We start from the raw sequence: 24,391 nt of genomic DNA, 5'->3' as shown, positions 1-24,391 counted from the left end.
CGTATTCCTACGCTTTCACCCAGGTTACACCTGCGTCCAGCAGTCGCGTACTCCAATCGTTCGGTGGCTCGGAATCGCAAATGACGTAATCAGCCTCGTCGAAATCAGCATATTTGTAAAGCGATTTCGCATCGATTTTTGAGTGATCAATGACGATATGAACTTGATCGGAACGCCGAAGCATCTTCTTGAGTAAATGACCCTCGTCGATCTGGTAGGTCGTAATCCCGTTGGCGATGGAGTAACCGTTGGCGCCAACAAACACTTTATCGACGTGGAAGTTGTTCAGCAAATCCAACGATATTGAGCCTGTGGCGAACATCTGGTCCGTGTCAATTTCACCGCCGAGAAAAATGATTTTCCCCGTAAAATAACCCGCCTTTTTTCGCTCGATCAAGCTGTTTAGGATCGGAACACATCCAACGAGTATCGTCACATTTCTCTTATTCATCAGGTGGTTGGCGATTTGCAACGTCGTGGTACCTACACCGAAAGCGATCACATCATAATCATTAATCATGTCCGCGGCTTTAATGCCTACCCTTATCTTCTCTTCGATATGAATTGCATTCCTTTGGCTGTATGGCGCTTCGTACAGCGTGAAATTCGGTTTGACCGCCCCTCCATGAACGATGAGTAATTTACTTTCCTTGCTTAACAAGTCCAAATCGCGGCGAACCGTCACCTTGGAAACTTCCAATCGTTCGGCGAGACCACTCACCGTCACTCTTCCGTTCGCATTCAATTCCGCCATAATCATACTAACTCTCTCAACCTGCAGCATTGAACTCTCACCCTGTTCATTAGTTAATGGAATTCAAGCCGGAGTACCTACGGTCGGTACTCCGGCTTGATAGGTAATGCTTGCCTTAATCCAGGAAAATCGGATTTGTATAAGCAAATTTACCGTATTTGTCGTAGCATTCGATCCTAATATACTTCTCGTTACCATGCAACTTTTTGCGAAGCTTGGTCACATTGTCGCCAATCTCAATTTGGTATTGCCTTCCATCACCGTTCATATAAATGCGTTCGACGGGCGAGCATTCGAAGATAACCTCGTTGTCTTCGATACGGAAATCATAGATTTCCGGTCCTGTTGACGAATAGAAACTGCCTTTAAGAAGAGCGTCCACGATGGAATTTCGGGCCAGCTCCTTCGCCTTCACTACAACCCATCCTCCAAACGAGTCGTTATAAGGCGAGTCTAACGGAAAGCGGTTATGATTGTCGTCCGTGGCCGTTCCCCACAGCCTCTTACCTTTACGCAGCAGGCTGTCCCACAAAATCCGCGAATTCCCCATGTTCTCTTGCCATTCGGAGCAGTGATTGTAAACCTCAATTGCAAACAGGTTGTCGAGCTCGATCAAATCCTCCCATTCCACAATCGACCAGTGGGGATGGTTAAACATGACAATATTACCGCGTGCGACCATGTCGTCGATGAACTGCTGGGCCGTATCATACCCTACAAAATCCGGCCATATAATCGGCTGCATATGGGTCAAAGGCTCAAGCGTCGCTGCGCGAAGATGCTCATCCGTCCCCATGATGACATGCAGATGGAAGATTCGATAATCGCCCTTAGGCATTCTGATTCCCACTTCACTGGACGGAAGCGTAATGAAATCCGGTTCATTCAAGTGCTCGAAGTTGGAGAAGAAATCATGTTCTGAGTGGGCGAAAAAATGGTAACCCTTCTGTTTGTACGCCTCACGAAGTTGATCGGTCGTCAGTTCGCCGTCGGAGAGGGTGGAATGCCCATGCAAATTACCTTTATACCAGCTCCCATTGTCTATAAATCCATTTGTTGTATTCATTTCGTCTCTCCTTTCGAAAGGCACCTTATTTATTTTCGTTGATGATCGCTTGCGACTGTTCAGCTGCTTTATGAATGATTTGCTGCGGATCTTGAGTCGTGTCCATCATCGCGAGCTGCAAGTTCTCCACGATGGACGTATACATCGCTCTCCAGTTTTTTTGCCACGGCCGTTTATGAGCATATTCCAGTTGATCGATGGCCACTTTGTACTGTGGCTTCTCGGCAAGTAGCTTTTTCATCTCATCCGTTTCCAGCGAAGATTTTGTTATGGGCAAATAGCCAGAATTTTGGAAGAAGGACATTACGAATTCATCATTGGCCAAATACTCTAGAAATTGTCCTGCCGCTTTCTTCTGCTCTTCCGTCGCGCTATCCAGAATGATCATGTTAGCTCCGCCTGTTACGACCGAATTTTTCTCTTTGAACGGCTGATACGCAGCTTGCACTTCAAACCCACTAGCTTCTGCTTCCTTAAATACCGGTCCAAGTGATCCGACTGAATCCATTATCATCGCAATTTTGCCTTCGAAAAATTTCTTCTTTATAAGATCGGATTGGCTGCCTTGCGCGCCATAAGCGTTAAACATGACATTTTCCTTAACCATGCTCTGCCACAGCTCGACGATTCCCCAGCCCTTGTCGTTGTCAAACAGTACCTTCGAGCCATCTTCACTCACGACTTCACCGCCATAGGAATACACTGCAGACTCCCAGAACCATGCATCGCTGTCCCAATGGGAGGAAAATCCGTAAATCCCCTTGGCTGGATCACTCAATTTTTTGGCATATTCATGGAGCTGATCCCACGTCTTCGGCGCTTCCACCGGAATTCCGGCTGCCTTGAACAAATCGGCGTTGATGTACATAATCGGTGTGCTGCGATTCATCGGAGCGGCTTTGAACACCCCGTCGGCGTAGCTGGAGCGAGTCAAGCCGTCGATATAATTGTCGATTGTCGCCTGGGACATATATTTGCTCAGATCTGCAGCTACCGGGTGATAGCGGGAGAGGAAGGATTCCTCGATTTGGGCAATAACCGGCGTGTTCTTGGCAACGAGCGACGCCTCCAACTTCTCGGCTACTCCGTCGTAGCCGCCTTGTCCGAAGATGGTAACTTCCACACCTGGATGCAGTTCATTGAACTTTCCAGCGGCATCGACAAGAGCCTTGCCATTACCATTGCTAACATCAAAAATTGACCACATATCGACGACGACTTTCTCTTGGCTGCTCGCAGTTGATTGTCCGCCAGCATTATTATTTGTTGGTGATTCCTTGCTTTTACCGCATCCAGCCACAAAAATGATTACTAAACAGAAGAGAATAAATACCGTATTTTTCAAAGATCGTTTCATGTGATAAGCTCCTCCTTAGATGGGGTCCTTATTTGTGAATAACTATTTAATGCCTCCGTAAACAAAGGCATTTTTGATGAAACGATTTGCCAATAAATAGAGGATGACAACAGGAGCCATAAGTAACATATTACCCGCCATTGCAATGTTCCATAGGGTTACCCCGTCGCCGACGTCCAGTAAGCTTTTGACCGCGATCGGCAGTGTCCGTACAGATTCGGAATTGGTTAGAATCAATGTCCAGAAGTAATCATTCCATTTCGAAATACATGTGATCAACATCACCGTAAACACGAACGGCTTGGCCATCGGGAGCATAATACGTATTATGATTTGCAACTCAGATGCCTTGTCTAATTTGGCTGCGTCAATTAACTCGTCCGAAATTTGCTTAAATGCCTGTGTCATAAAGAAGATAGTGAACGATGAATACGTGAACGGAACGATCATACCCTGGTAGGTGTCGATCCATCCGAAATTGCTCAATAGGACATAAATCGGAACGAAGGTCACTTGTGCTGGCAGCATCAAGTCGATTAGAATGAGTCCAAAAAACAATCCGGATAACTTAAACTTTTTTTTGGCAAATGCATATGCTGCAGGTATACAGACGAGCAATTGTCCGAACACAGTAAGACTTGTGACGATGACGGAATTCAGCCCGTAATGAAGAAACCGAACTTGATCCCATGCTGCCACGTAATTGGAAAACTGCGGGATCTCCGGCAGCAAAGCCGGTGGAAATTGGATAGCCTCCACATAGGTTTTCAAGGAAGTGCTGATCATCCATAGAAAAGGGAAGATAAACACGAGGACCAAAGCAATAAGCAGCACGATACGCAACACAAAAGCAATCTGTTTCATGGTGATCTTTGTTCCTTCCTTTACTGATAGTGGACTTTTTTAGAGAAAAATAAATAGTTAGCCAGTGAGATGATACCGATGATGATTAAGAATAAGACGGAGCCTGCCATCGCTTTGCCAAGTTGGAATTTTAAAAACCCGGTTTGATAAATCCAATGCACGAATAGATTTGAGGAGTTCTGCGGCCCTCCCTTGGTCATCAGGCTGACGATATCGAACGAACTAAACGAACCTATGATCGAAGTAATTAACAAAAACAACAATGTCGGTGATAGCATCGGAAGCGTGATACGGAACATCGTATTCAATTTGCTGGAATTATCCAGCTTGGCGGCCTCGTAAATGTATTTGGGTATACTTTGCAGCCCAGCGATGATGATCATTACATTGAAGCCAAGCCCCTTCCAAATCGAAACTATTATAATCGATAAGAGGGATGTATCCGGACTCATCATCCATTTTAGCGGCTCAAGCCCCACCATTTTCAACACATAATTGATGATGCCCATTTGCGGATCAAGCAGCCACATCCACATGATCGTTACAGATACGAATGAAATAATATGGGGTGTAAAAATGATGCTCTGAACGAAATTATCCAATACCGTATTCTTTTGCAGCAGAATACCAATGAGGACTGCAAATACCAAACCGAACACGACCGTAAAAAGTGTGTAGATAAGCGTATTTTTCAGCACCTTTGCAAACAAGGGATCACTCAAAATATTGGTATAATTATCGAATCCGACGTAGCTTTTAGTGTCTGTCACAATGTCCCAGTTCAAGAAACTGACTTTGAACGAGAACAAAAGCGGATAGATGGAAAATAAGCAAACGAGAATGATGGCCGGGGCTATAAGTACATACGGATTTCGGATGATTCCATTAAAGAGCTGTTGTATGGACTTGATGCTCATTTTCGACATATACGCCCTCCAGGTAAGAAATCGAATTTAACACGAACCTGATTTGCTGGGCGTCCCGGATACGCTGATCACTCGCTTCATCAAAGTAATACAAGTCCTCTTCCGTAATGTATACCTTCACACGGTCACCAAAGTCCCTATCTTCCTCGGATTTTACAACGATCGCCCCCAAGCTTGTCGACACATGGTACAAAGTCTCCAATCCCAAAGTTTCCCTCAAGACGATTTTCCCGGATAGGACAATGCCTTGAAATTGTGCCGGTTTCATCAGCTTGACCTTTTGGGGACGAAAGCCGAGCAGACAAATATTCGGAAGCAAAACAATGTTCATGCCTGGATCACCGATAAATGTAGCTACAAAAACGTTATCCGGATCATTGTACACTTGCTTCGGAGTGCCGTTCTGCATCACCTTGCCTTCATTGAAAATAACGATATCGGTCCCCATCGTCATCGCTTCCACCTGATCGTGAGTAACGAACACAAACGTCGATTGCAAATTGTGGTGCAACTGGATGAGCTCACTTCGCATCTGATTGCGCAGCTTGGCGTCCAAATTGGAAAGCGGTTCATCCATCAGAAAAACCTGTGGATTTTTCGAGATTGCTCTGGATAACGCAATCCGCTGCCTTTGTCCTCCCGAAAGCATAGACGGCTTGGCGTTCATGTAGTCCTGGAGCCCGACCAAATTCACCACATGCTCCACGCGCCGCTTGATCTCATCTTTGGGAAACCCCTGGTTTTTCAGACCGAACTCGATATTTTTGCGGACGGTCATGTGCGGATAAATAGCGTAGTTTTGGAAAACCATGGCGATACCACGATCGCCGGGCTCTGCCTTCGTGACATTGCGCTCTCCAATGTGAATCTCACCGGCGGTAACTTCCTCCAGACCGGCAATTAGCCGCAGTGCAGTCGTTTTTCCACATCCCGATGGGCCCACCAATACGGTAAAAGAGCAGTCCCGAATTTCGAGCTGTAAGTAGTCGATAACGGTTTTTCCGTTCGGGTACGTTTTGGATACCTTGTCTAGATGAATAGCCGACATGTGATATCATTCCCTCTCTCTTGCTCAAGTTATAGTCTACTGGGCCACAGTTGAATCATAAATCTCGATTGTAAACTGTATGTTTGAAGCGTATCTTTTTTTTGTTAATCTTTCTCTTATTAGACTAAATTATTGTTTTTTGTTTCTTTTTTACTTAGAGTTATCCAATCGACCTTCATTCCAAAGCCTCCTCGGGCCATTCAAGCTTCGGAGCGGCGTTGTAGGTCAACGCCCTCTGGTTTAAAACGGCATTAGCCCATCTGGATTTGTGGATTCGTTTGGGTTTATCAAGGTATGTACGAGTATCCAATTTCTTCGAAAAACGGATATAGTCAGAAAACTCCCCCGTAAAACTTTTGACACATCCCTGCTTTAACGAGTGTTTACTCCACTTACCTCCTTTTTTAGCATCATGGAACATACGCTCCATTGCGTCCATACCTGTATGGGTTATTGAGGACACACTATCTTTCCAAGTCACAGTAAGGGCATTCAGCCCGCCAGCCAAAAGTGTACCGTGAATTCCCCATTGCACATAGGCTTGAGGTCGATTCTGATGCTCCCGGGCTTCGGTTAAAGCAGCCTTTGTGGTGATGATGTATTCATGGAAATAAGACCATATCCCGGACAGTTCCAACGTTTGCGGGTCATATCTGACCCATATGATTTCATGATCGCAAGGCATACTATCATTTGGGGAATTCCAGTCATCCTCCCAGAACAAATGATACGCAATCAGGGGCATTTCCGGGTGGATGACCGCTACGCAATCCTGCAAAGCAAAAGGCTCACTCTCCACCAGATACAGCTCCGGAGCCAATCTGGAAACCAAATCGGCTAATTCCGCGGAAACGGTATGCTGTGGCCCCTGCTCCAATAAACAACCGTACCAGAATCCCGCTTCAGGAAAAGATCCATGGCTGTGATAAAAATCCGTAAGTTTGCTCATGATTCTCGTATCTTTGGGAGCGGCTTGCTGGAGCAGCAACAGAAAACCCACAATTCGCTCCTTTATTTGTAAAGCTTGTTCTCCTTCCACGATGTTACGATTCATGTGGTAGTATTGCAGAAATTGAGCAAGAAGCCCAAGGCCTTGTTCGGCAAACGCCGCGTCCAACCACTGTTCCTCCGGGGGGGTGACCCCTTCAAAGCCAGAGGATCCAGGCGGTTCAGCATTATAGGAATTCCCTGCTTCAGGATGATGGACAGGCTGCTTCAATTCAACTGTATTGTCTTCCAAACGAAGCCATGTCTCGAAATCCCTGACCCCTTCTCTAAGGCGGATGATTCTTGCCCCTCGGGAAAACCCGCTTTTTCCATACGTGTTATAGCCAGTACTTCTGCCATAACATAGACGAATCCCATGCCAATCTCCATAAAAATCGTTAATATGGTCGTGTCCCACAAAGGTCCCTATCACATCTCCCTGTTCAAGCATCGCAGTGCCAAATCCAGAGTTGATTTTTGGTGGAACGATATCTTCGTATTTGACTCCGTGGCATATTTGCTCATTCCAAACCTCTATGTATTCCGGAAGTGGAATGTGAAAAAACGCCAAGGAGGGCAATGGAGCTCCATTTTCTGTGGTAAGCTTTTGGGAATTCTGTACATACCAATCTATTTGACTTCGCCGGATCCAATCGTATCCTTCCAACGGCGCCGGCGCATAGCTGCCTGAATCGAGAAAGTAGAGAGCAGCTGCAGGATTTCCTTGTAATCCATAGACTTGTATAACATAATTTCCGATGCCGTCAATGTGCTCGGGTCCTGCCTCGGAAAGACAAAATTTACAGGTTTGCTGCAGCTCCATGAGCTCCTGACGGGTTATTCCTTTCTCCGAATCATGGTTGCCAAAAACGGCCGCCCATGGAACTTCGGAATTTTCAGCACAGGACACGGCCTGCAGAAAGGCAAGCTTCGGATTTTCACAGTAATCGCTGTAGATCACATCACCTGTAAAAACGATAAGATCTGGAGACTCCGATCTGATCACTTCTTCCATTAATGATTGCGTGCGCAAATCCAGCTCGCCACCACTGGTCCAATGGACATCCGTAAACTGAACAATCGTAAATGTACCTTCTTGATTGAAACTGAGCGCTTTCTCTGCCACATTGAATCCACCTTTCATAAAACCACTCCGCTAAACCTGACTCTTCTCAAACTCTAATAGAAAATGAACAGCCTGCTTCCAGCGATTGCGGATTTCTAACCGCTGTGCTTCCGAACAACTCAATCATAAATCTCGATTGTAAACCGAATGTTATCCGTGAATGATTTTTTTGTTAATCTTTCTCTTTATGAACTTAACTATTGTTTTTTGTTTCTTTTCTTCCTGAGAGTGATCAATTTCGCAGAGTTGATGTCCATATCAGCGATTAATTTACGTAACTCAGAAAATGAAAATGCTTCGAGTAGCTGCTTCATTTTTGGTAGTTTAAAGTGTATTTTGGCAAGAAAGAATCAAATTACAGCAGCAGGAAACAAGTATGGTATGGCAAAAACATAATAAAGGTACCTAAGACAAAAAACTTTATACGAAAGGTCTCCCTTCCTGATGCGTTTCTATCTGATCTTATCCAATATAGAAACAACTCTAAAACCGTTACGTTTTCATGATCTAAGACATACATCAGCAACCTTACTTATCAACCAAGGTGTCATGCAAAAACAATATCAAGCCGGTTAGGGCATGCAGATATTCAAACAACCATGAATACCTACGGACATGCTCTTCAATCTGCTGATCTTGCAGCAGCGAGTACATTCAATTCGATTTTGTTGTCCACGATACCAACTTTACTAAATTAAACGGCGCATAAAAACGTGCCGTTTTTTATACAGCCCAACACTTTTTTTCGTCCCCAAAGCCCAAAAATTTAATGATTTGATTACTTCGTAGGACATTAAAAAAAATAAAAAACCCTTGATTATCAAGGGTTTTGGCAGTATTTGGTGGAGCCTAAGGGGATACCAGCAAAATAACTAGCCCCCCACAAGAGATGTCCGAATCCTGACGATCGTTCCCCTATTATGCACAGGAAAACGGCCGCCTTTTAATTTACTACTTCTTCCCGTTCTCCCCAAGTCGTCACTCTGACGTTGACTAGAGGTTTCGGATCGCCTTCGAATTTGCAACTGAATGATAGCGGCTGTCCACCTGTCCTTACGATTGGCGCATCGGCGGAAGCATTAACGGTTCTCAGCAGATTCCAGTTCTGATCATAAACTTTACCGATTCTGTCACCTTCACAAATGAGATATTGGTTCACGAAGATTTCTGTATCAAACGTCATGTATACACCGTTCGTGTAGAATGTTGGACGTTTAATCGAAGCGTCATCGTTACCATATGAAGGAATGACGCGCAGCGTAAACTTTAGCGGCTGATCCGCATATCGGTTGAAATACGTCCAATCTGCCCCCCCTGGCTGGCCTGGCTGCAACTCCGCCGGGTTGCATACGAGCGGTTTTGAGATATGAACAGGGTATAAATTCCACTTTCCTTCACCTGCAGCTTCCAAATGCCAATCGCTTTTCGGGTCTTTCAGCCGTTCCCGTTGTTCGGATGTGAAGGCGCCGGCTTGCCTTGCTTTCTCCCACTCCCGCACGGATGTAAATACCGACTCGATGTTACCGTTTCGCCCAAGCACCTGCATATCAGCAACTAAAGCAAAACCAGCGTTAAAACCTGCCGCTTTCGATAATACCCACTCTATTTCATCAGGTGACGTCGCTTCGAACTGATCGGAAGCAGAACGAACAAGAAACCATCCAAGCATTGACGGAATGAAGTTACGGGCAAAAAACCGTTGGTTGGTAAGCCGCCATTCAAGCTGCCCTTCACGTGTTGCAGCACCCCAAGGCTCGCCCCAATTGAACCTTGTGAATACATGCCACAAATAGTTCGGAACGACAATGCTAGCATCGTTAATGACTTCTTCTCCCCAGCCGTCATAACACATTTTCACAAAACGATTCACTCCGTACCCGTCATGCCCTGTTGCATAGCAGCCTTCCAAACCATCAAATGATATTTGCTTCAAGCCCGTTTTCGTAAATAGATCGTTGATGCGGACGCAATATTCATCCTGCAGCTCAATGTTCGGGAAGAATACATCGTAAGGGTGATCCCATAGTCGACCTATCAGCGTTCCGCTTTCATGCGTCGCGATGGTTGTTCCATTTGCTCCACGCTTAACGCCTGTCAGCTTCCAAGGCGCACTTTCTGTAACTCCATCAAATTCTATTTGTTCACTTCCGATTTGTGCTGTATGTCGGAACAAATTCAGTTGAAACGGCGCGAGATCATCAACCTCGATACAATCTGCTTCTAAGTCAACCGTTGCAACTAATCGCGACGTGCCTGCCATTTGCAGCCTTCCATCCGGCAGTGGCGTTACATAGGAATCATTCAATGTCGTAAAGTTGGATAGTGTATGCACGCCGACATGAACACCCTCACTTTCTGCCATTGCCACAGAAGACTTTAAACCCTCATCCCCGTTTGGGAAGCTTTTTGGTTTCAGAGTGAAATGTCCCCAATTGATGAATGGATCGGGATGATACACGTATTTGAGACCAGCCATTTTCGTAAAACGTACGGCTTCGGACATTGTCGCTTCGGAGAAATCCGTAATCAGATAGGATTGGTTTGCCGCAGGTGATATTTTACCCCAGATCCCTTCAATCATAGGATGAGGCAGTCCTTCTCCAATCTCAATCGCTTCAATCGTCTCAAGCACATGCTGGAACTCACAACCGAACAAAGCAATACTTGTTCCAACGATAGCTGCGTCAACCCCACTAATGGGCGCTACATGAACAAGCGGTAAGTTCCATGCTGGACGACGAAAGCTCTTCAACCGATTTCTAGCAAATGCCTGCAGCAGGCTTCCTTCGCTTGTCGGCCATGCTGCGCAAACATCATACTCGAATTTACTATCGGATATTTGCGGACTGTCAGGATCCGGCTTTACGTTTCCGTTGTCCGAATAACTTTGCTGCACATTTTCCAATCGATCGAGCTCGATCGGCCACCCTCCGACAGTCTTGATATTCAATGCCTGAAGACCGATCGCGAATTGTCCATTATGAACGACACCAACCGATTCACCGATCGAACCGGCAACCGTTGTCATATACGGTCCCCATATGATCCCATCCACATCGGCGCCTTCAATACGTTGAATCTCAAATGTCGCATACAGCGACTCTTCTACAATCAATACATCGACTACAGCACCGCTATCTGCAAATTCAAATGTTATTTGCCCCAGTTCCACGTTGAAGGATGCCTTCGAAGGCACCTCCATTCGACCATCGATGACAATGCGAATAAGCACAGTTGTTTGTGTCGTTGATGCATAAGCATGATCTTTGCTATCGTTCATAGCTGTGATTTGACCTTTTTCGTTTAACTGCAACTTTAAGGCTCCAGCATTTATTGTATACATGATTCTCCTATCTCCCTGCCGCATAATTTTTCTTTTAAGCGCATCCTTAGATCGATAACTATCTTTTCAAAATGATTATGGTTTTAAATTGTCGTCATATACTTTTTGCGCTTCGTTTAGCACATCATCTCCGCCCATCTTTTTCCATTCGGCTACAAAACTATCGAATTCGTTCAGCGGTTTGCGACCCGTAATAAAATCTATAAAATTTTGTAGTGTATACTGTTTCAGCTTATCCTGCGTTTCGTTATAAATGGGCTTGTTGAACGGTGCTAGAATATCAATATTTCTCGTTCCCGTGGCACGGGTATCCTTCGCAAGCTGACGCAGACTTTCTTCTGATGTATACGACGTTTGGAAATCGTAATCATTGAATGAGCCTGCCATCGAGTAACCGCCAAGCCCTATTTTTTTGCGTTCTTTCTCATCTGTGTATGGAGCGATGAATTCAACCGTTCCTTTGTCGCTCTTATTCCAATGGACACCTTGCTCACCAAAGTTCATTTTTTCATAAGTTTCCGGGTCGAATTGGGTAGCTTCGAAAATTTGCATGTATTTGATCATTTTGTCCTGATCTTTTTCTAATTGCTTGCCGAACATGACACCCGAAGCAAAGGCCGGGTTGTACTGTGATATGCCGTATTTCCCATCAGGTCCCTTAATTCCGCCTTCAATTGCAAATTTAAAGCCTGGGTGCTTCTTCGCCAGCTTGTCATACCACTGTTCTCCACCAAGGAATGCGTTGCCCGGCAAGAACGCCCACCAGTAATATTCAATCGCTCCTATTTTGTCTGTCAGCACTTTGTCTTCGACATTACTACCTTTATTAACGACAAATTCGGGATCAATCAATTCATTTTTATACCAACGGTTCAGAACTTCAAGCGCTTGCTTCGCGCCTGGCTCAATTTCTCCACGGACGATTTTTCCATCTTTCTCACGGAATATATTAGGATAAGCATCATACGCGCCAAACACGGAGCTGAAAATGGATTCTATATTTTCACCTGCTGCAGTGATGCCATACGTATCTTTCTTACCATTACCGTCAGGATCCTCGTTCCGGAATTTCGTCAAAGCAGCTTCCATCTCATCAAGCGTTTCCGGTGTTTTTGTTATGCCAACTTTTTTCAACCAATCTTCGCGAAAACCAAGCTGCATACCATCGATACCAATATCCCAGATGACCGGTAATCCATAGATTTTTCCATCTCTTCTTATATACTTAAATGGATCCTCCCCAAGATATCGTTTAAGCCATTCCGTATATTTCGGCATATTTTGTTCAATTAACTCTTGCGGAATTTCGGCTGCAACGTCCTGTTGGAGAAATTTATCGTAATCCGTGAACGATGGCTCTTTCCACCAATCTGGAATTTCACCCGAGGATATAAGAAGGTTCAGTTTTTCTTTCATCGCTTCCCTGGTTGTCGCAATACTTTCCAAATCGACGCCGTACTTCTCTTTCAGTGCATTTAGTCCGACAGAGTCTGAAGTTTGATTCTCATCTAAATTCCAAAACATCAATTTCATTTTTTTATTCGTCGCTTCTCCATTGACTGCCGGTTGTTTTTCCCCATTCACAGCCTGATTACCCGAGGAATCACTTTTGCCACATCCCGCCATGATCGACATCAGCATGACTGCGGATAGTCCTCCTAGCAATATTCGCTTTTTCATCATTTCAACCAACCCTCTCTGTTTGTGAAATATTATCTATTAGGGGGGTTACCCTTTAATAGCACCAATCATAACGCCTTTGACAAAATATTTCTGGATAAATGGATAAACGACCAGCATTGGAATGATCGAGAACATGACAACCGTGGCTTGCAACTGTCTTCCCGAAAACTCCGTTGTTTTACCGATATTTTGAATGACGCTGTTGATGTCCGCCATGTTGTTCTGAATAATAATTTTGCGTAAAACAATCTGCAGCACTTGTTTGTTAGGATCTGAAATGTAGATCATACTGTCAAACCATGCATTCCAGTGGCCCACACCTACCCATAAAGCAACCGTAGCCAGCACCGGCTTCGATAGCGGTATGACAATCTGAGTGAATATCCGCAAGTAACCGGCTCCATCCACTCGTGCCGATTCTTCCAGTTCTTCAGGAATCGAACGAAAAAAGTTTCGCATAATCAACACGTTAAACGCACCAATCATACCCGGAATAACAAGCGACCAAATCGTATCAAGCATATTCAGTTCCTTAATAAGCAGATACGAAGGAATCGTCCCCCCAGCAAACAACATCGTGAACAAAATCATGCTCGTAAACGTTCTGTTGAAGGGAAGGTCTTTTTTTGCTAAAGGGTAGGCGGTTATGGCCGTGAAAAATAGAGATAATATAACACCCAGCGCGGTTCGAACAATCGTATTCCAGTATCCCGTCCATAACGCATCGAACTTAAAGGCGAGCTTGTAGCTCTCGAACGTGAGCTGTGTCGGCAGCCATATGATGCCTGATGAATAGGCAGCACTGTCTGCTCCTGCTCCATCTAACGAAATCACGACCTGCGTCCAAAAGGGATACAATGTGATAAAGACAATACCTGCCAGAATGAGATATAAAAAGACGTCGACTATTTTATCTGCCGTTGATTTTTTTACGCTAATCATCGTTCTCGCTCCCTCGTCTAATTAAGAAAATTACCATATGGCATGCTCCTTGCCGCCGATCCATTTCACTATCTTATTGACGATAAAGATCAGGATCAATGCAACCACGGATTTGAACAATCCAACGGCCGTCGCATAGCTGTAGTCCATCTCAATTAAACCTTTGCGATACACATAAGTATCAATAATGTCTGAAACGTTATAAACTTTGACATTATACATATTGAATATTTGATCAAAGCCCGCATCCAATATACCGGACATTGATAAAATAAGCATAATGGCTATTACGGGCGCAAGCATCGGGATCGATATATAAAACATCCGTTTAAACCGACCAGCTCCATCAAGTACAGCAGCTTCGTACAACATCGGATCGATACTTGAAATGGCTGCGAAATAGATAATTGACCCCCATCCGAAGCCTTGAAAAATACTCGTCACCACAAGTATGGTGCGGAAGTAGCGATCATCCGCCAAGAATAACATCGGGTCGCCGCCAATAAGTTTTACAATGCCATTGATAGGACCGTCCAGGGAAAACAACGTAAAGAATATCCCAGCCATGACAACCCATGATATAAAATGTGGTAAATAGGATACAGTCTGAGCCAACCTCTTGAATTTCATATTGGAAATCTCACTCAATAACAGCGCAAAAATGATAGGGACCGGGAAACCAAACACCAGCTTACTTAAACTGATAATTAATGTATTTTTCAAAACAGTGTAGAAATACGTGTCGCTCATGACTTTTTCGAAGTGATGAAGCCCAACCCAGGGACTTCCGATGATGCCTTGTGTAATTTTAAAATCTTTGAATGCCAACAATACGCCGTACATTGGGAGATAATGAAATATAAGGTAATAGACAACTGCCGGAATCAACATAATCAGCAGCACACGGTATTGTTTATATTTTTTTATCTTTTCCCTTCTCAGCACATGTTTCGTGCTAATAGCCCTAATCGTATCGCTCATTGTTCCATTTCCTCCTTTTTGTAAGCGATTCCATTACGCTAAACAAACTATATCATAGGGAAGTTATTTAAGAATTATCAAATATTTTAGAAATCATGCAGTTTATTACGGAGTTAAAAAAACCCGTCCGGCTAGCCGGCGGGCGAAGTTGAATTTGGGAAATTAAGTGGTTTATACTGTGGAACTATGCAAACTCTGTGGAATAACGACGGTCATAACCGTACCATAGCCAAGTTGACTCTGGATGGAGATACCGTATTTAGTGCCGAACCGCAGTTGCAGCCGCTCGTTTACATTTCTAAGCCCATATCCGGTCGATTGCATCGTAAGTATCGTATCGATCGTCTCTTGCTTCATTCCTGGACCGTTGTCTTCAATCGCGAAATTGACCGTTCCTTTATCAAGCCAGGCACTAACATACAGAAGGCCCTGTCCTTTATTTTTCTGTTTGATACCATGCTTAATCGCATTTTCTGCGAGAGGTTGAAGAATTAAATTTATTGTTGAATAATCGTTAACTTCCTCATCGATCTTATAAACGACATCGAAACTATAATCACCCATAACCTGAATAATCTCAATATATGATTTGATATTCTCCAATTCGTTACGCACTGTAATAATATTGTTGCCTTGATTAAGAGCCGTCCGATAAAATGTCGACATCGATGTAACGACATGACTAATTTCAGGCGCATCGTTTTTGAGCGCCTCCCAATTGATGAACGAGAGCGTATTGTATAGGAAATGAGGATTGATTTGCGATTGCAGCGCTTTTAGCTCTGCCTCTTTCTGAATGATTTTACTGCGATAGGATTCATCGATCTGTTCATTAAGCCGGTTAAGCATCTTGCCGAACCGATTGGTCAGTTCGCCGATTTCATCTCTGGCCTCACTTTGAACCTGTAAATCCAACTCTCCCCATTCGACCCGCTTCATTATCGCATTGAGTGAGAATATCCGTTTGATAAATGTTTTGGAAAAGATCGAAATAATGATCAGCAAGCTGACAATACAAGCAAGGATCACAATTAACGTCGCATTAATGATTGAACCCGCGTTCTGGTACACAAGCGCTGCGGGGACGAAACAATAGACAGTCCAATTAGCCTGCACGATCTTCTTCTTGACAAGAAACATCTCTGTTTGACCGATCCGTACCACCCCCTCATTCATTTTCATTATTTCCTTGAAGTCGAAGGCAGTCAACATTGCACTTTGATTCGCATATACGATCCGGTTATTGTCATCAGAGATGACGACACCATACTCCTGAGCTAGATCAGTAATGTTTTTGAAGAAACTGCTCTCATTAATTCGCATATAGACAATATTCGTGTTGGACTCTTTTAGAAAGTTTGGGAATTTATGGACTACAAACAGTTGGTTATCCTCATATTTCCATAGCGGTTTTTTCCCCTTGATAGCTTCGTTGTACCATGGCTCCTCATTAACACGTTTGGATGAGACTACTAAATCACCGAATTCCGGTACAGTGCTTTGCGTGTAAAAGGTTATTTTCTGAATTTCCTTGTCAAGGTTCATCATCATGATGAAATACGGATCTAAGAAATCTTTCAAATCCCGTGAAAGATTAACTAAGTCGATATAATCATTGGCTACGATCTTCTGAAACATCTTATTGAATACGATCGATCGAATCGTATGATTGTAGCGTTCAACCGAATTGTCAATACTCTGAGTAACGGTATTCACATTCTTATCAATCCCTTGCAATGCCTGCAATTTGAGCATGTCCTTTGATTGTTTGTAGGCGTATATGCCAAGCACCATAATAGGAATGATAATAACGATTAAATAGGATAGAAATAGTTTTTGATTAAACCGCAAACGATTGAACAATCCATAGATCATCCGTTTCATCGTTTATGCCTCTTCTCTGCATTTGGAAGGCGTTCGACCAAAATGATTTTTGAATAAAGAGCTGAAGTAGGAAAAGTTGCTATACCCAACATCTTGGCAGATATCGATAATTTTACGGTTGGTTGTTGTAAGCAGCTCCTTCGCCTTATCCATTCGGTGCAAGGTCATGAACTTATTGAGACTTATCCCTTTCTGCTTCTTGAATAAATGGCTCAAATAACTAGGAGATAAATAAACCCGCTCCGCCAATAGCTCCAACGACAAGTCAGTCTGATATTCGTTCTCGATCATTCGGACGACTTCATCGATCGCTTTTGAAGTCGCTTCCAAATTGGTTTCGCCGGAAGACTCGTTTACCTTTAGAATATTCACTATTACTTTACGCAAATCGCTCAGCTTTACCGTTTTATATATGTCCTCCAAACTTTGCTTGAATCTATCGTTATTCTTTTTTATAGAGGCATTGAATGTGGCTTTGACAATTTCGGTGCACACATATTTTACATAGATAACCGTAAAATGCTCGCTGTTTTGTAAAGCATCAAACAGTTGCTCGACATGCAGTTGCGCGATATCATATCGGTTGTGCTGAATATTTTGCGTCAATTCCATTAGCACATCATTTACTACTGCCGTCATATCGCCCCTAACAAATGACGTGCGGTTCGCTAGCATCACCGTACCCTCATCGAAAAAGAACTTGTTTTCCAGCATCGTTTCCATCTCGTGAAATTCTTTGTGGAGCTGCTTCGCATCGTCCATCAATCCGCTGATCACAACACAGATATCATTATCGTACATATCCTGGAATATCCGGATCAAATGCTGGCCAAGCTCCGTAATAGCTTCCAGTGACTCGTCGGGGGCGGTTTCCAAGAGCAGCAAACCTTGAAATTCATTCAAATGAATAAAATCGACGTTGCGATGAATGAGTTCTCCCAACTGCCGTTCGATATCGAGATCAAGCCGATCGAAAAAGCGTTTACGAGAATCCAGCATAAGCATCCGCATGTAAGGATAACTATCGAACCCGCCGGTAGGCACCTTCAGATCCCGTTTCTCCTCCGTCACCTCTGTCTTGCTGAGTATAATATCGGTAATCTGCTTCTGCTTTTCGTATCTGACTTCCTTCAAATAGGCAGCTTCGAGCTTTTCCTGCTGAACCTTCAATTTCAACGCTTCCTCGCACAGTTGGATGACCTCGGTCATATTCTTAATAAATTCGCTAACCTGCACCGGTTTTAATATATAATGGATTGCCTTCAAATCGATTGCCCTCTGTGCATACTCGAACTCACCATAGGCGCTCATAAACATCGTTTTGATAGGCTTACCAAGCTCACGTACCTTCTCCGCAAGCTGTAATCCGTCCATCCCATTCATCCGGATGTCGGTGAGCAAGATGTCAATATCATGGTTTTCGATAAACAAGAGAGCGCTTTCACCACTGTCAGCTTCAAAGATCTCCAAATGCAGTCCATATTTATCAACGAGAAACCTAACCCCGTCCCGTTCGAACTTGTCATCATCAACAACAAGCATTTTTAACAAGTACATCACCACATTTCGCCAGAAATAACAACGGGAGTTTACCATAAACTCAAGCATAGAAAGAATGTACTATTTCAGTTTGGACACAGTTTACCCAATCCAGAGGACAATTGCAAGATTCATTTAGCACAGCCTTAGTTCATGGCCTCCAAGCTATTCATCCCATGACGTCTCCATTCATAGGGCTATGATCGCATGATCAATCGCGTATATCTCGAACGGTAAGGTAGTCTTGGGCATTCCACCAGATAAAACAGAAAACCACGTCCATAGGACGTGGTTGATTTTGTTTTATTTGTGGAGCCTAAGGAATAAGACTCGCACAATTAATTTAAAAGGACTGATGGCTTTTTCTTCAAACGTTTATTTTTTCAACATTTTCACTGCTACTTCTCTTGTGGATGCCTCTTTCTCAATTCCTCCACGTAACGTCCTCTGCCCGACTCGATAAGTCTTTCGGCATATTCGCTGAGATTGCCTTTGGCATGATAGGGCCCGCCTTCCCGTATGACGGTCCAGAGCGGGTCAGTATCGTGCTCCATCGACATCATCATCTGATCGTGCCAGTCGAGCAGACGGTATGCAGCCTCTCTGCATATGTCAGGGCGGACGGAAGCCAAGTTGTGCACCTCATGAATGTCATCCTTGATATGAAACAGCATCTCTTTGTCGAACAAATGATAGCCATCGTGGTAGGTGCGGATGTAGAGCCATTCGTCGAACCTTACGCTGCGCTGGCACACATGAGCACATTGCGAAATAATGAGGCTGTCGCGTCCTGTATCTTCGCCCGTTAGGAGTGAGCCGGCATAGCTGCGGCCGTCCCAGCTCGGCGCCGGGTTTAGTCCCAACAGTTCCGCCATCGTCGGCGGCAAATCCAGATGGTAGTGAAGGCCTTTATCCACATGTCCGGCTATGCGGCCCGGCCAGCGGATGATCATCGGGATCCGGCACGTCGCTTGGTCTGCCGTACCATGTTCGCCGTAGATGCCAAGCTCGCCCATATTCTCTCCGTGATCAGCCGTTATAATAATTACGGTATCATCCAGAATGCCCTTCTTCTCCATCGCGTTCAGAATCATGCCGATGTTATCGTCCATGTGACGCACACCGCAATCGTACCCGTCGATCATGCGGCGGAGATCATTCCGGTCCATAAGCTCCCCGGGATAACGGGGATATTGGGGCGAGGCACGGTTGTTATACATATTGATCTCGTGCGCGCTGTGCGGTCCCACCTTTTCCCGGTGCGTTGCAAATATATCATCGGTAATCCATTCCGGGAGCGGATCGTCCTTGAACGGGTTCCCGAATTCCTCCGGCGCACGATATGGCGTATGCGGGTCCCAATAGTTTACGTAAAGCATCCAATCATCCTGCTCGGCATTGCGCTCAAGCCAATCGAGCACGACCGGCGTCACCTCCTCGGCCGACTCCATGCCGCCCTTGCCCGTATTGTAAATTTCATTGAAGCCGGCATAGAAAGTCCAGGCGGTGTGCCGTTCTCCGAACGGGCTGACAAGTGAGGTTTTCATCCCAGCGCTGCGGAACAGGGAAGGGAAGCTTTCACTGGCCAGCCTGCTGCGGAACTCGCGGGATTCGCCTTCATGACGCACATCCGCAGCTGTCCCTCCGTGACCGACAACCCCATTATGAATACCGAATCTCCCTGTCATAAGTGCGGTTCTAGAGGGGAAGCACGGCGCATCGGACGTATAATAATTATCGAAGCGGACGCCTTCGGCGGCGATTCGGTCAATATGGGGTGAGGTATTCCTATGATACCCGTAACAGCCAAGATGGTCAGGTCTAGTGGAATCAAGATCAAGCAGCAATACTCGCATCGTTCAATCTCCTTTACTACGATTATTAGTCGTTCGTCCCTGCAACTGCTGCAGCTCCCTGCAAGTAATTAGCCCTTGACTGCTCCGAGATTCCCATCGTTTTCGGATGGAAGCTGCCTTCATCCTTCATCTCTTCGAATAACACAAACACCTCGTCCCCTAAGAACTGAGCTGCGTGTATTCGATGTTATGTTCAGTATAAGAGTCAGGCCTTTTCTTTGTCGATGTACATAATCTCCGGAAGATGTACATTTCAACACTAACTTGAAGATTCCAGCACGTTTTCGTTTACATTGTGATAACCATCAATGCTATAATAAAGGCAACTATTTTCATTAAACGGGTGATGTTCATGCTGACTATTAAATCTGTACATTTTGACGATTTCATCCCGAATTGGCGTACGCATTCAGAGGTTATCAATTACAATGTGCTTGTTCTTGTCACGGAGGGCAAAGTTTCTTACAGGATCGAAAACGAGGATTATACCGGTGAGCGGGGAGACTTTTTGTTTATTCCGCATGGCTCGCGTCGCGCCGGAGAAAATCACCCCTCCGGCCCACACCAAAAATTTACGATCATCTTCAACTATGAAGTTGATTCCGTGCCATTTATTCCTTTTCTTCACGATAAGAAATTTGTACAATTCAAGCTGTGGAGGCTTCAGTACGTGCAGCGAAGATTTGAACGCTTGTATGAGGAACTGCGGCAGGGGGAGAACTTTAGAACCTTCATTTGCCACGGCATTCTGCAAGAGCTGATCGGCATCATCGCAAGAGAACTGGAGAAGCCCGAGGTTACACCGATCAAATCGAAATATGCCGATATGATAAAACACTATTTGCTTGACCACTACCGAGAACAGATTGAGATCAAGGATCTGGCACGATTGATTCAGCGGTCACCGAACTATACGATCGCAATATTCAGAGAGGTTATCGGACAATCGCCGATCAAATACATCCATCAATTGCGCGTGATAGAAGCATGTAACCTGTTGCTGAACTCCGACATGTCCATCTCCAATATCTCAAGCTATTTAGGCTACTATGACACCTCTTACTTTTTCCGGATATTCAAGAAATACACCTCGATGTCACCTACTGACTTCATGACCCACGGGAACCAGCAGGACGTGGCCCAATTGTTCACCTGAGCTCGGTACCATACCCAAAACAGCCCGCAAGTATCGCATCAATATTTATTCAATATCTTCAGCCGCAGTCGCAAAGTACGGCAATGCAAAAAAAAGCTGACTTCAGGTTTTCCCCCAAGATCAGCTTTTTCTTCAACAACTCCCACTTCGCCTTATAAAACTCTATGAACTTACCCAAAAAGATGGGGCAGTTCGTCTGCATATAAGAATACTACTGCAATAGCAATCAAGAGATTCAATAAGGCCGGTATCACTTTTCCGATCGGATGTTTGACTCTGAAATGCGCGAGGCACGCCAATAGCATCATAATGCCTATCAATATTCCTGCCCATGCGGCAATCCCCGGATACCAGTAGCCGATAATGAGTCCTATGCATCCAACAATTTGAACGTAGCCCGTAATGACGCGGAACCATTGAGGAAGTTTAACCGAATCAAACAGTTCGATCTGATGCTTGGCTCCTGCAATCTTGCTTCCTCCAAAAAAAGCCATGGAGAAAAGCAGCCAACTTTGAAGAACGATGGTTAGTATATGCATTTGAAACCTCTTCCTTATCGTTTATTATGATATGACACCGATCGGTGTCCTAATTCATAATACAACACCATCAGGTGTCCTGTAAAGCAATTATTATGATGTATTTGGTGGAAATCTTATTAAAGCTCCCAAATTCATAGGTTGACCTCTGCAACTCATCTTGCTTTTCTGAGCATTGCTTTTATGAACAGAGTGATAATAATCAGGAATATGGCCGTACCCATAAGCCAGTATTTTTCCTCATATGATCTCAAAATAATCCCGAAGGAGATTAACAATATCAGCTTCATCATTAACGTAACAAAATCAAAAAAAACGACATTTCTGCCGTTTGTGTTTAAGTGAATGAGTTATTTATTTTCATAACGCACTAAGCCGTAGTTCATAAAAATACTGCACAATTGGATGCTTTAACTTCATCTTCTCGGTCATGTTCAAAATTCGCTTTTTTCCAACTCGTCTGTCCACCAAAGCTAGAATATTTAATAAGATATCATTGCTCTCTATGCTTTCCTCTATAGAACTGGATAAAAACTTATTAGCTACAACGATAAAATTTGATTTACTTAAGGATGACTGTGCTGACAAAAGCTCCTTTGCGTATTCTGATATTTTTCTACTTCTTGCAATTACTTTTAGACGATCCTCCGGAACTACCCCCTTGGTATCTTTTCTAACCGCTTCAATTTCTTCATTGTTAATAGGTATTTGGATATCTGAATCATTCTTAATTTCCAGCTCGGTCTGATACCATCTGATTAAGGTAGTTATATCACTCATATTGAGTACGTTCTTTTTATCTACCGCAATATAACAATGTCCTGCTTTATCAGGTAAATAACGGTAGCTGGTTGCACGGTATTCGACCCTTCCCAATAACGCAGGACAGAGAAAACTCTCCAATTGTTGCTTCAATTTGCTCCAGGACATGTAAACCTCCTATGTTCTATATTAAAAATACCTATTAAGGCAGTGATTCTATTATCCATAATACAAGGGCTTAAGCAAGCCGTTCCATCGCCTTACGGACGGCTTGCTTTTCTTTTTTAAGCACGGCTGTGTCCAACGCTTGTTCTAGCAAGCTGCGGACCTGCTGTGCATCCACATGACTAATGAACAGCACGTAATCATCCGGCAGGCTGGATAACGCCGAAATGACGATCTGACGCTGTACATCATTGGCGCTGAGCCAGTGCACGATGTCGGATACTGAAGGTTGTGAATGGACATACAACGTATCCCAGCCGCTATAAGGAAAAGACACCTTGTCCTCCATCCACTCCAGCACCCTGCGGCTACCAAAAGGCTGGAGCAGCGAATTCGCTTCATAACCACTCAGCTTATTCTGTTCCGTAGACGCATCCAACATTTCCAAAACCCGTTTAAGCCCTTCGCCTTCCGGCAGACAGCGTGCAGAAAGATAAGCACGAAGCGAGTTGCTTACTTTAACCGCTGGAGCTTCCGACCACAATGAGCGCACAAAATCAGCTGCTTCCTCCTTAAGAATGTCACCTGCACAGCACATTAAAGCATCTATTTTATCGAGATCTTGCTCTGCCCTGACTCGCTTCAACCAGGCTTGTAGCACTGCCTCCCCATCAAAGCGGGCAAAGGCTGCTGCCACCTCCTTGTCCAAACTATTCATCTCTGTATAGGTGATGAGTAGCGGAAGCTCCTCCTGGGCCTGTTCCAGTGTAAGCGTTAGGTATTGGTGCAACCATGCCTTCCAGCGTCTGCTATTCTCGCTCTCCGGGTCCAGCCCGAATTCACCGCAAAAATACGGATACTGCCATTCCTCCGCTCCGACGCAACCAAGTTCTGTTATCCGGTCTACAAAAGCCGTCATGGATGGCGCAAGGAGCCGGAATTCTGCCGTCTCATGTGCCCAATGCACAACGGAAGTTCCGGACGGACTGCCCAGGTCCAGCAGTAATTCATCCCCGTTTCCGGCCAGATGAAAGGTCAGATACTGCCGCTGTCCCTCCATTTCCTCATTGGCATAATCGGAGAAACCCAACTGATCTGTACCCCAGCCTATTTCTCCGCTCACATCAAAAGGTTGAATCGTCCCACACGGCAAGCTCCAGTATACTAATACTTTGCTAGAGCCATCCTTCAGCAATGAGCGGAACTCCTCAGGCAACTGGATTCCCAACCGGGATTCAGCTTCAACAATTTCCCTTTCTGGTGCAGGATGATCAATGGTAATAAAGGTTTTTGCCCCCTTCTGCTCCAGGGCCTGAACAAGCGACTGCCACTGCTGTTTCCATGTATCCATTCTATGTTTCATCAAAGCTGCTGCCTCCCTGCATTGGAAATTTCGATTATGATTTCTATCCC

The 24,391-nt window shown here is 44.6% G+C and carries 18 protein-coding genes; 1 reads left to right on the top strand and 17 read right to left on the bottom strand.

Annotation, left to right across the window (positions count from 1 at the left end; translation table 11 throughout):
* Positions 1 to 7: 7 nt before the first annotated feature.
* The 14 genes from AC787_RS05210 to AC787_RS05145 all read right to left on the bottom strand — a co-directional run bounded on the left by AC787_RS05210 (position 8) and on the right by AC787_RS05145 (position 20,356).
* A complete protein-coding gene (locus tag AC787_RS05210; RefSeq protein WP_054023805.1) occupies positions 8 to 784 on the bottom strand; it encodes a DeoR/GlpR family DNA-binding transcription regulator in 777 nt (258 codons plus the stop codon).
* 85 nt (positions 785 to 869) lie between these two features.
* Complete coding sequence (locus AC787_RS05205; RefSeq protein WP_054023804.1) at positions 870 to 1,820, bottom strand: hypothetical protein; 951 nt, start codon at positions 1,818 to 1,820, stop codon at positions 870 to 872.
* A 25-nt stretch (positions 1,821 to 1,845) separates the two neighbouring features.
* Entirely contained in the window at positions 1,846 to 3,177 is a 1,332-nt protein-coding gene (locus AC787_RS05200; protein ID WP_054023803.1) for an ABC transporter substrate-binding protein, read from the bottom strand.
* 42 nt (positions 3,178 to 3,219) lie between these two features.
* Entirely contained in the window at positions 3,220 to 4,041 is an 822-nt protein-coding gene (locus AC787_RS05195; protein WP_054023802.1) for a carbohydrate ABC transporter permease, read from the bottom strand.
* Positions 4,042 to 4,061: 20 nt separating this feature from the next.
* A complete protein-coding gene (locus tag AC787_RS05190; protein WP_054023801.1) occupies positions 4,062 to 4,967 on the bottom strand; it encodes a carbohydrate ABC transporter permease in 906 nt (301 codons plus the stop codon).
* Positions 4,927 to 6,015, bottom strand: coding sequence for an ABC transporter ATP-binding protein (locus tag AC787_RS05185; protein ID WP_054023800.1), 1,089 nt, complete (start codon positions 6,013 to 6,015; stop codon positions 4,927 to 4,929). The genes AC787_RS05190 and AC787_RS05185 overlap by 41 nt, the downstream gene beginning before the upstream one ends.
* Before the next feature lie 175 nt (positions 6,016 to 6,190).
* A complete protein-coding gene (locus tag AC787_RS35160) occupies positions 6,191 to 8,146 on the bottom strand; it encodes a metallophosphoesterase family protein (protein ID WP_063847488.1) in 1,956 nt (651 codons plus the stop codon).
* Between the two features lie 925 nt (positions 8,147 to 9,071).
* Positions 9,072 to 11,471: a hypothetical protein gene (locus AC787_RS05175; RefSeq protein WP_054023799.1), complete on the bottom strand. Its 2,400-nt coding sequence runs from the start codon at positions 11,469 to 11,471 to the stop codon at positions 9,072 to 9,074.
* A 75-nt stretch (positions 11,472 to 11,546) separates the two neighbouring features.
* The gene (locus AC787_RS05170; RefSeq protein WP_054023798.1) at positions 11,547 to 13,154 is read right to left on the bottom strand and encodes an extracellular solute-binding protein; all 1,608 of its coding nucleotides are present in this window, start codon (positions 13,152 to 13,154) and stop codon (positions 11,547 to 11,549) included.
* 45 nt (positions 13,155 to 13,199) lie between these two features.
* Positions 13,200 to 14,096: a carbohydrate ABC transporter permease gene (locus tag AC787_RS05165; protein ID WP_054023797.1), complete on the bottom strand. Its 897-nt coding sequence runs from the start codon at positions 14,094 to 14,096 to the stop codon at positions 13,200 to 13,202.
* Between the two features lie 30 nt (positions 14,097 to 14,126).
* The gene (locus AC787_RS05160; RefSeq protein ID WP_054023796.1) at positions 14,127 to 15,077 is read right to left on the bottom strand and encodes an ABC transporter permease; all 951 of its coding nucleotides are present in this window, start codon (positions 15,075 to 15,077) and stop codon (positions 14,127 to 14,129) included.
* 171 nt (positions 15,078 to 15,248) lie between these two features.
* The gene (locus tag AC787_RS05155; protein ID WP_054023795.1) at positions 15,249 to 16,961 is read right to left on the bottom strand and encodes a sensor histidine kinase; all 1,713 of its coding nucleotides are present in this window, start codon (positions 16,959 to 16,961) and stop codon (positions 15,249 to 15,251) included.
* A 3-nt stretch (positions 16,962 to 16,964) separates the two neighbouring features.
* Positions 16,965 to 18,518: a response regulator transcription factor gene (locus AC787_RS05150; protein WP_054023794.1), complete on the bottom strand. Its 1,554-nt coding sequence runs from the start codon at positions 18,516 to 18,518 to the stop codon at positions 16,965 to 16,967.
* A 380-nt stretch (positions 18,519 to 18,898) separates the two neighbouring features.
* A complete protein-coding gene (locus AC787_RS05145) occupies positions 18,899 to 20,356 on the bottom strand; it encodes a sulfatase (RefSeq protein WP_054023793.1) in 1,458 nt (485 codons plus the stop codon).
* Positions 20,357 to 20,708: 352 nt separating this feature from the next.
* Between AC787_RS05145 and AC787_RS05140 the strand changes: the two genes are divergently transcribed.
* On the top strand, positions 20,709 to 21,512 hold the full coding sequence (locus AC787_RS05140) for a helix-turn-helix domain-containing protein (protein ID WP_054023792.1): 804 nt from the start codon (positions 20,709 to 20,711) through the stop codon (positions 21,510 to 21,512).
* 170 nt (positions 21,513 to 21,682) lie between these two features.
* On the opposite strand, the gene AC787_RS05135 is transcribed toward AC787_RS05140, so the two are convergent.
* The 3 genes from AC787_RS05135 to AC787_RS05125 form a co-directional block, all read right to left on the bottom strand.
* Positions 21,683 to 22,051 carry a DoxX family protein gene (locus tag AC787_RS05135; RefSeq protein WP_054023791.1) on the bottom strand — a complete coding sequence of 123 codons (369 nt, stop codon included), beginning with the start codon at positions 22,049 to 22,051 and terminating at the stop codon, positions 21,683 to 21,685.
* A 360-nt stretch (positions 22,052 to 22,411) separates the two neighbouring features.
* On the bottom strand, positions 22,412 to 22,981 hold the full coding sequence (locus AC787_RS05130; RefSeq protein ID WP_054023790.1) for a hypothetical protein: 570 nt from the start codon (positions 22,979 to 22,981) through the stop codon (positions 22,412 to 22,414).
* A gap of 70 nt (positions 22,982 to 23,051) precedes the next feature.
* A complete protein-coding gene (locus tag AC787_RS05125) occupies positions 23,052 to 24,341 on the bottom strand; it encodes an SMI1/KNR4 family protein (protein ID WP_054023789.1) in 1,290 nt (429 codons plus the stop codon).
* Between the last annotated feature and the right edge of the window lie 50 nt (positions 24,342 to 24,391).

Origin of the sequence: Bacillus sp. FJAT-28004 (assembly GCF_001280845.1) — a bacterium.
In the GTDB taxonomy this organism is placed as follows: domain Bacteria; phylum Bacillota; class Bacilli; order Paenibacillales; family Paenibacillaceae; genus Pristimantibacillus.
Note: the sequence above shows the minus strand (reverse complement) of the source record. Positions and strands in the feature narration are given on the sequence as shown.